This is a genomic window from Arthrobacter sp. 2MCAF14 (genome assembly GCF_052115645.1).
In the GTDB taxonomy this organism is placed as follows: Bacteria; Actinomycetota; Actinomycetes; order Actinomycetales; family Micrococcaceae; genus Arthrobacter.
Window position 1 is genome coordinate 1 of the sequence record NZ_JBFRHB010000106.1, and the last position, 1,086, is coordinate 1,086.

The 1,086-nt window shown below is 64.1% G+C and carries 1 protein-coding gene; it reads right to left on the minus strand.

Features of this window, described 5'->3' with window-relative positions; genetic code table 11:
* A partial coding sequence (locus AB4074_RS24800; RefSeq protein ID WP_441415749.1) for a transposase occupies positions 1-1,086 on the minus strand: 1,086 nt, incomplete at both ends.

The following is a 1,086-nucleotide window of genomic DNA, read 5'->3' on the forward strand; positions in this document are numbered from 1 at the left end:
TCTGGGGGAGGTTGATCCCGGCGTGTGTGGCGGGGGCCGGTGTGGTGGGTCGTTGGCGGAATCTTCCTCGGTGTCGTTCGTAGTAGTCCTGGTGGACTTTGTCGCGCTTGTCCCATAGCTCTTTCCAGGAGCCGTCGTGGACTTGTGATGGTGAGAACAGTGCGATGCCGGAGTGTTTGTGATCGGTGTTGTACCAGTGCACATAGCCGGTGAGGTAGGCCCTGGCGGCTTCGAGATCGTCAAAGATCCGGGGGTAGCCGGGCCGGTATTTCATCGTGCGAAACCCTGACTCCGAGAAGGGATTGTCGTTGGAGACGTACGGGCGGTTGTGGCTGAGTTCCACGGCGTGGGCGGTGAGGGTGTCACGGAGCAGGTTTGATCTCATGGCCGGGCCTGAATCGGCGTGCACGATGCGCGGGGCGCCGTGCCGGGCGATGGCTGTCTTGAACATCTCCGCGGCGAGGTGGTCGGACTCGCGTTCCTCCGCCCGCCAGCCGACGATCTCCCGGGAGAAGATGTCCATGATGGAGTACACCTTGAAAACCTTGCCCTGCCACTTGGAATAGATGTCGGTGATGTCCCAGGACCAGACCTGGCAGGGTCCGGTGGCCTTGAGGACCGGCTTTTCAGAGGAACCACGCGTGCCCCCGCGCTTGCGCGGGATGGTTGGGCGGGCCTGCTGGTCCTCGTACTCTGCCGCGATCCGCCACCACGAGCGGTTGGAGCCGAGCAGCACGCCGTTGTCCCAGGCTGTGGCGAAGGCATGGTCAACGGAGTTGCCCTTCTCCCAGCCGGCCAGGATGAACCCCCGGATCCGGTCCTGATGGGCGGTGCTGATCCGGGATTCGTAGGCCCGGTCGGCCTGGTGGATCGGGTCCTGCACCGCCGGACGGGGATTGGACCGGTAGTGCCAGCTCCCGCGCGACACGCCCGCCAGCTTGAGCGCTGTCCGCTGGGAGCCGATGATCACATGCAGCTCCAGGACCAGAGTGTTCTCGGCCGCTATGAACCGTCCTGAGCGCTCGTCGGGGTTGTATCGGGCTCTGGCACGCTCAACTCGTGCAAGAGCCCGATAGCTTTTCCCAG